Annotated in this window: 7 protein-coding genes; 2 read left to right on the top strand and 5 right to left on the bottom strand. The window is 59.2% G+C overall.

Translation table 11 applies throughout. The annotated features are described in order from the left end of the window. The 3 genes from AB4Z51_RS43600 to AB4Z51_RS43590 all read right to left on the bottom strand — a co-directional run. Nucleotides 1-1374, bottom strand: a 1374-nt coding sequence (locus AB4Z51_RS43600; protein ID WP_441499637.1) for a DUF1254 domain-containing protein, incomplete at its 3' end; no start/stop codon positions are given. A gap of 243 nt (nt 1375-1617) precedes the next feature. Further along, entirely contained in the window at nt 1618-1887 is a 270-nt protein-coding gene (locus AB4Z51_RS43595) for a hypothetical protein (protein ID WP_135216666.1), read from the bottom strand. 784 nt (nt 1888-2671) lie between these two features. Next, nucleotides 2672-2998 (bottom strand): hypothetical protein, encoded by a 327-nt coding sequence (locus AB4Z51_RS43590; RefSeq protein ID WP_028154397.1) that lies wholly within the window; start codon nt 2996-2998, stop codon nt 2672-2674. Between the two features lie 122 nt (nt 2999-3120). Here AB4Z51_RS43590 and AB4Z51_RS43585 point away from each other — a divergent pair, with 122 nt between their 5' ends. Beyond that, nucleotides 3121-3336: a hypothetical protein gene (locus AB4Z51_RS43585; protein ID WP_038945415.1), complete on the top strand. Its 216-nt coding sequence runs from the start codon at nt 3121-3123 to the stop codon at nt 3334-3336. 300 nt (nt 3337-3636) lie between these two features. Here the strand turns inward: AB4Z51_RS43585 and AB4Z51_RS43580 are convergent, their stop codons facing one another. Next, nucleotides 3637-3816, bottom strand: coding sequence for a hypothetical protein (locus AB4Z51_RS43580; protein ID WP_409363863.1), 180 nt, complete (start codon nt 3814-3816; stop codon nt 3637-3639). Nucleotides 3817-4280: 464 nt separating this feature from the next. Next, nucleotides 4281-4715 carry a YybH family protein gene (locus tag AB4Z51_RS43575; RefSeq protein WP_085398213.1) on the bottom strand — a complete coding sequence of 145 codons (435 nt, stop codon included), beginning with the start codon at nt 4713-4715 and terminating at the stop codon, nt 4281-4283. 984 nt (nt 4716-5699) lie between these two features. Between AB4Z51_RS43575 and AB4Z51_RS43570 the strand changes: the two genes are divergently transcribed. Beyond that, the gene (locus AB4Z51_RS43570; RefSeq protein ID WP_161495712.1) at nt 5700-5861 is read left to right on the top strand and encodes a hypothetical protein; all 162 of its coding nucleotides are present in this window, start codon (nt 5700-5702) and stop codon (nt 5859-5861) included. The last annotated feature ends 1179 nt before the right edge of the window (nt 5862-7040 follow it).

Raw genomic sequence — 7040 nt, 5'->3', positions numbered from 1 at the left:
GTACATCCTCAGCATCGGAATGAACTCGCCCTTCGGAGCCGGAAGCCAGTTCGCCTCCTTGTCCTTACCCGGCGATTCATTCTGGAGGTAAAGCGTCAGCGAACCATCGGCATTGAACTTTGGATTGTCGCGCAGGCTGACGGTAAATTTGTTCAGCGGATTGGGAACGAACCACCAGCCCTGGTCGATCATGTACATGGTGATCGACCAGAAGCCGTTGACCGGCGGCGTCGCGTCCTTGGCGAAGGTCAAGGTGTACTTGTTTGCGCCCGTCAGCTTCTGTCCCGTCGAATCGGTCTCCGTGTAGGGATAGACCGCATCCCGCTGCTGGTTGGCGGGCCAACCGAATGCCGCCACCACAGCGCGCATCATGTAGCTGTCGGGGCCGTAGGTACCTAGTCCCTTTGTCACCACCCAGCCGTCGATGATCCCGCCCAAGGCTGCCTTGTTGTCTTCAATCTTCTTCAGGGCTGATTGCGGAATGTCCTTCAATGCAGCCTGCACAGCGGGATCGAGTTTGCTCATCTCAAACGGCTTGCCGGGTACGATACCGATCTTCGCCATGCTCGCGAGGATGGGGCCATCTCCCGCCGCTGGCGGTGCATCCCCACCCATTAGCTTCGCCAAGAGATTGAAATATCCCTCCGTTCCCATAGCTATGATGACCGGTTGCGGCTTATCGGTCATGTTGAAGCCGGGATTCGGATTCACCGGCGGCGCGACAGGTGTATACGACTTGCCCCATGAGGAAAGCGGCGTGATCTTGTACTGTGCCTGCAACTCGTTAACTGCCTTGTAATCCTGTTCGGTGCCATCGGCATAAGTTCGGCCCAGAATGACCATGTAGCGCGTCGCCATGGGGAACTGCTTCATGCCTGCMGGTACCTCGCCCTTCCAGCCAGGGCCGGTGAACAGGTAGTTGGCGGCCTTGCCGTCAGCCGTGCGTCTGCTCGGCGATGACTCGGAGTCCGACATCCAAAGGTCGGTCAGCTCGAACAAATAGAAACGACTGCCCATATCTGGGTGACTGAACACCTGCGGTTCAGTGAGGTCGAGCCAACCCAGAGAATAAAGCGTGTCCGCATTTGGCGCCGAAACGCCACGATAATCGGCCGGCGGATAGCGCGGAACGTTGATGAACTGTCCGGTCGGCGCCGTAAGCCCTTCAACCTTTGGCACATTGCTCATCTGAACCCGGGTGACATCGGTCGTGATGAGCGAATAGCCGTAGATATATGCGCCCTCGGCAATTTGCCGCGCTTCCTCAGGAGTGACTGCTTGTGCGTTTGCAGGCGGGGGCATTCCGCTGAGTACTGTGAATGCAAAGCTGGCCGCAGCCGCGCCGTTTACGAATGATCGTCGGGTCGAACTCATGGCGAACTCCTCACTTTGGTTCAAAGGGGAGACAAGCGCTCGTCGAGCCTAAGGAAAATTCAGCGGCTCGACACGACGCCCAGTTGACCTTAATCTTTGAAGCATACCATTAATTGCATTCTAAAACCAAGCGTGCTGTGACCGCTGTTGGCCCGACTCGGACCTAGCGTGAGGTGCGCCAAAGGGCTGCTATCAGAGACGGAGCGGACCTCAGCGCCATCGTTCTGCGAAGGGCCCCCTGCATCAACCGCCTTCCGGCGGGCATTCCGGGCAGGTGTCGCCGACCGAATGCAGCACAGCACGGACCTCCGCGACGGCTTCGTCCGAAGAGATGCCCTCGGGCGGCTCCTGTCTGGCGCTATCTAGCGCGCGCTCGCGAGCATGCGGATCGGCGCTGTCCTTCGCCCAGCCGTGCTCATCGCATTCGTGGATGGCGCCGGCCGCCTGCAGCACAGCGAATGCCCAACCACGCAGCGTTCGAATCGCTGGGCGTCTCTCTTTCGTCATCAGCATGAAGCGCCTCCTGCCAGGACGAATCGTTTAGCCGCGTCGCCAGTTCCGGGCAGTTAGCACGGGACAGGGATTCGGAATTGGCAGAGCTGAGGCTTGCCCACCTGTTCCACCTTTCCTGCATAAAAACACCGCCAGTTGCTTCCTCTACTTTGCCGCGGCGCTAGTGCAGAACGGTCATCCCAGGCCGGAGATTTGCCTGGGCGTTTGCTGAATCGGTCGTGGGGAGGCCGCGTCGCGCCAGCATCTGCCAGCGGCACCAGGGCGGCAAATTTCGAAGCAGTTAGGCGCATGCTCCAAGAGCTACGCTGCTACAGCGGCCGCGAGATAAAAGAGCCGCTTGTAGACCGATTGCCAAAGCGTGCCATACAGGGTTGAACTGTCGACCTCTCCATTACCAATGGAGTGCTTTACACGTACGGCGCATCGAATACTGGAATGGCGCTGGCGGCTGACCACCGATTGACCACCGAAACGCCGTGAACAAACGGCTTTAAAGGTGGTCAATCAGGAATGATCTTGATTGTTTTTGCTGGATTTTTCGATTGCTACTTACGTTCGGGACGCAGGGGTCGCAGGTTCGAATCCTGCCACTCCGACCATTCTTCCAAAAGTCGACGTTTTCCAGAGGCTTGGCGGACCGGCCGCCAGCGCCTCGGGAGCGCCTTTTTGCAACGATTTTCGGAGCGGGTCCACGGCCGATTTGGCCGGGCAGGGGCATCTGCCGCGGCGGCATGGCTCTACATTCGCCGGCCGATGGTCCAATGCTGGACAGTAGGTCAGTAGCCTACCGCCGCGCCACCAGCACGCCCACCAAGAACGCCACCATCAGTGCCGGCAGTGGCGCCTCGCGCACCATGCCGCGGACGATGTCCGGCCAGTGCTGGTCCGGGACGAGGCTTGGAGACCTGACTTCAGCCATCGGTGTCATGCCCCAGTCCGAGGCAAGTTCGGCGATCTCGCTCGAGGCCAAACGCACGCCGTCGCGGACGCGGAAGATGGCGGCGTCGGATCGCTCGCGCGGCGCGAGCGCCATCAGCGTCGCGACAGCAGTGCGCAACGTCATCTCACCAAAACCTTGCAGCCTCACCGATTCCTCGGGATCGGATGTCATGCAAAATCCCTCACAGCGCGAAGTGGTGCGCGATGGTGAATGCCGCCGTCGCGCACAGGACCAGCGTGGATACCGCGCCGGCCACCCCGCGCGCGAGATGGGCTCGCGTCAGGTGCCTGGTCATGATCTTGCTCCATGCTCTGCATGGCAATAGCGGCGAGGAAGGTTGGTTCCTCGCGCGTCGCTCGAATCGCCCGACGCTCTACTTCCGCAAGAGCTCGCTCAAGGCCGCCGTCGCCTCGGCGCAGCGGATGTCGTCGATCTCGCGCGACAGGCTGAGCGCGCTGGATCTCAGTTCTTCGAGCCTCCAGCTCGCCGGATGTTGGCTTTCGAGCTGACCGAGACGTTTGTTCAGGTCATCCAGTCTCGATTGGAGCTGCCCGATGCTGGCGGCCCCATTCACTTTCCAAACGCGCTGTGCACGCATCGTAGTTCCCCTGCTAGTCTCACGGCGTTGTGAGCGGGGTTCGTGGCTGGAATGGGAGTTTCTTTTGTCCGGCTTCAGACGGTGGGGAACCGTTGCAAAAGGGCAACGCGGGTTCCCGCGCGTTGACCGGCGCGGACAGAGCTATCGCCCATCGCCCGCGCCCTTCTGTAGATGCCGTCGCGTTGCCTAGTCGGGCCCGGCACGATCCGCGTCAGGCGGCGCTCGGCCACCCGGTTGATCGCTTTTCAATGCGGCTTTCCAGGATCGCGATGCTCACCTGGAGATTGTCGCGCCGGGCTCTCAGGTTCTGCGCGAGCATCGGGTAGGCGAGATTGTTTGGATCGGAGATCCCGGCCCTCCGCTCTTCCTCCAGAATGTCGGCGTCGAGCATCTGCGTGCGCCAACGCAGATCGGAGATCAGGACGTGGAGCTGTGTTGGGATGGTCGCTTCGAAACGGGACGTCGATTGCATAGGATCGCCTCACTATGAAACAGACCCACTGCGGGTCTGAGGGATTGGCGGACGAGCAGCAAGGAGAGTGCCAGCGCGCCGGCTGAGGGCGAAGGCCTGCCGGGCGGCCGAAGGGGTGACACTCTCCCCTTCGTCATTCCGGGGCGATGCGCAGCATCGAGCCCGGAATCCATCGGGCCGCAGTTGCGCGGCGACATGGGATCTCAGATGCGCAATTGCGCATCATAGCTCGCCGCTTCGCCGCGCTCCGGAATGACGGTGGCATGCCCGGGTGTTTCGCTTTGCTGTCAACCCAATCGCGCCAAATATTCCACTTTACCGAAATTCGGAAATGGCGTATGTGTAGCCCATCCCGGCTCATTCGGCTCGTAATGTTTGGCTGGCTATTCCCGAACGAAAATGTGGGACTTAACCTTCCATTCGCCGTTGGACTGGTGTTCGTAAAGCTTAACGGTGCTTCCGGACAGCTTGGTCGTTTCCTCGCCTTTGACCAAGGAAGCTTTGAAGCGGGAGGTCACGTATGTGTAGTTCCCCATTGGCAAAACCTCAACAAGTTCAAGCTTGTGATTTCTGACGCTCGTTCCCCTTTTGGCAAAGAAGTCGCGTATCGCAGTCGCACCCGAAACGGGCGGTGCGCCGGGCGGGATTAGACTGGCATCGGTGGCATACATTGGCAGCAAGGCATCGAAATTTGGATCGTTGATCGCTGCATCCCATTGCGCATTGAGTTTCGTCATGTCCTCAGTGAGCGGGTCCGCCCGCGCATGGCCGATAGTGACGAACAACAGCACCAGCAGCAGCGATAAGCTTTTGCTCATGACTTTGCCCTCTTTGATCTGATCGTGTCCGCCAGTCGGGCGCGCCTATGCGACGCGCACGCTGGTGATCTGTGAATGGCTGGTTCTGAAGATCGCGCCTGCCAATGGCACCAAGGCTGCAATTTGAAGAGAAGCGGAGAGTTCGGCGTTTCTCCGTTTTGTGGGCAGCAGCTTCCGGCAAGCAAAGAGCGTGACGGTGCGGGGAGGTTACACGGTTCTCGGAATCATGCCTACGGTTGTTTTGGGTCAGAAAGCCAGCGAATGTCGGCCCCGAACGCGGCATCGTCGATGGCTCGCACCGTGTCGTGGTGATGACGTGATGTCCGCAATGGCTGGCGGCGACCGTCGAAGGATGGGCGGTCCCTCCGCAATCGGTCGTCAGGGTTCTTCAGAGGGCAAAAAGAAACGCGGGGACCGCGCCACCGCACCTATTGAGAATATCTGGTGCGAGAAAATGCGTGGTTGCAGTTGCAGGGGACGCCGGAACGTTCGCTATGCGCCGATAGCGAGCAGCGAGCGCTTTGCAGCGAAATGACGCGATGGGCCCAAAGGCGACACTCAAGAAAAGCCGCCAAGCGAGGCGGACTTAGACCGGCGTCTCCCGGCGGACTGGCGGTAAGAGTGCCAACGCAATGTAGGGGAGTGGATAAAACAATCCGCCCCAGATGAACCAGGCGGCCCTAGAGCGTCCCCTCTGTTCGGCATAGTTCGCAGTATAGTGCCCGCACGCAGAGATGAGGCTGAGATAAAGGATTGCAGCAACAATTAACGGAAACATGGGCCGGCTCCGATCACTGCTACGAATAAACATAAGGGATTTGGGTCACGGGGCAATACACGCCCTCGTCAACGAATGAGTTCAAGACCGCATGGCAAGGTCCGGTTAGGCGCAATCGCGCCCAAGGTCGACCAGCAGCAAATCTGGATATGGTCCGCTCTGCCGCCGGAAGCGAAAGTGAGCTATCCCGCCGCGATGCAGCAGGAATGACGCTGATGACCGAAACCGTCGCGCCCGTCGCCAAGCCTGTTCCTCGACCGCGATCCAGAAGCGCCGAGACCGTCAGCGCGTCGGCGCTGGCGCAGCACCTCGATTGCAGCCGGACCTACATCGGCAAGCTCGAAGCCGAAGGCGTAATCCAGCGGTAAGGTGACGGCTTCCCGCTCGATCAGAGCCGCGTCGCTTATCTGCGATACCTGCGGCGCGAGCGGCGGCAATCGTCGCGCAGTGAAGCCGATGCTGCGCACGGCGCGGCAATGACAGCGTGTTTTCGAGAACGCTGCAATCTCCTCATGCTGTTGCCGAAAGGCAACTGATTTATTGTTTCTTCGTTGAACTGTTCCATTTTGCGTTTACGCCGCAACAAACAGTTTTAGATTTGCGGTCTCCGGGCTGGGGCGTGTTTTACGACAGCGAATTTTCGAACCCGGAGGCTTTTCGAAATGATTTTGGAATTCCTCGCAATTTTTTCTCTCGTTCAGTTCGCCAACATAATTTCGCGACTGATCGGTCAGCGGAATGACGTACTCTCCTACGTTTCAAGATCAGGTCCTCACCGGTAAGTGTGGCAAAAGCGGCATTGCTGGCACCGTTTTGATGGCATCTATCCTGCATGGTGCGCGACGTAGCGATCTTGCGACCCGGCGCGCCATCGAGCGTGTGTGTTCGAGGTGCGCACAGAGATTGCCAAGGTCTAACAGGAGATGGCCGACAAGTGAGGTGAGCCGCCACTGGATGACGACACATGATGACCGCCGCTCAAGTCGCGACACAGGTCCTACGTCGCCTCCGTTGTGCCGGCGTGCCGGCACGCCATCCACCGCAATCTGTAGCGGCGTGCTTGTCCATCGTAGGCCGGGCGGAGTTGTTTGCTATTTCTGCTCCCCGCGATACTCTGACAATCGGCTGGGGGCCTTAGAATGTTCGATGTGTATCTTAACACCAGGCGAGATCTGTTGGTTGTGCGAAATGGTTTGCCAATTCCGCTTCCCGACGCGTCAGGCAGATGGCATAAGAAGAAAAAAGTAGCGAGCGTCAGTGAGAACATTAAGCTCGCCGTTCRGCGACAAGGCTACTACCTGCGCAAGCTAACGGACTTTAAAAAGCGTTAGCCCGCGAACCGCATGTGCAACCTCTTGTCTGATTGCGGTTGCTGGCACAAGGGTTCAGCTCGTTACCGACAGCCTGCGAGGCTCGCTCTTGTCTACGAGGTCGACGTTCATAGCCGCCTCACGATGGTAGTCCGAAGATCGGGAGCTGCTATCTATTAGGCGCGTGCTGCAGGCACAGAGGTTGCAGCGCAGTCACCCCGACCTCGTCCTCGCAGG

This window comes from Bradyrhizobium sp. 2TAF36 (assembly GCF_052114925.1).
GTDB lineage: Bacteria > Pseudomonadota > Alphaproteobacteria > Rhizobiales > Xanthobacteraceae > Bradyrhizobium > Bradyrhizobium barranii.
This window is presented reverse-complemented; position numbering and strand designations above follow the sequence as displayed.

Bases quoted from the DNA above. Each gene is read 5' to 3' on its own strand.
- AB4Z51_RS43595 (WP_135216666.1), bottom strand. From the start codon at position 1,887: ATGCTGATGACGAAAGAGAGACGCCCAGCGATTCGAACGCTGCGTGGT.
- AB4Z51_RS43590 (WP_028154397.1), bottom strand. From the start codon at position 2,998: ATGACATCCGATCCCGAGGAATCGGTGAGGCTGCAAGGTTTTGGTGAG.
- AB4Z51_RS43585 (WP_038945415.1), top strand. From the start codon at position 3,121: ATGATCTTGCTCCATGCTCTGCATGGCAATAGCGGCGAGGAAGGTTGG.
- AB4Z51_RS43580 (WP_409363863.1), bottom strand. From the start codon at position 3,816: ATGCTCGACGCCGACATTCTGGAGGAAGAGCGGAGGGCCGGGATCTCC.
- AB4Z51_RS43575 (WP_085398213.1), bottom strand. From the start codon at position 4,715: ATGAGCAAAAGCTTATCGCTGCTGCTGGTGCTGTTGTTCGTCACTATC.
- AB4Z51_RS43570 (WP_161495712.1), top strand. From the start codon at position 5,700: ATGACGCTGATGACCGAAACCGTCGCGCCCGTCGCCAAGCCTGTTCCT.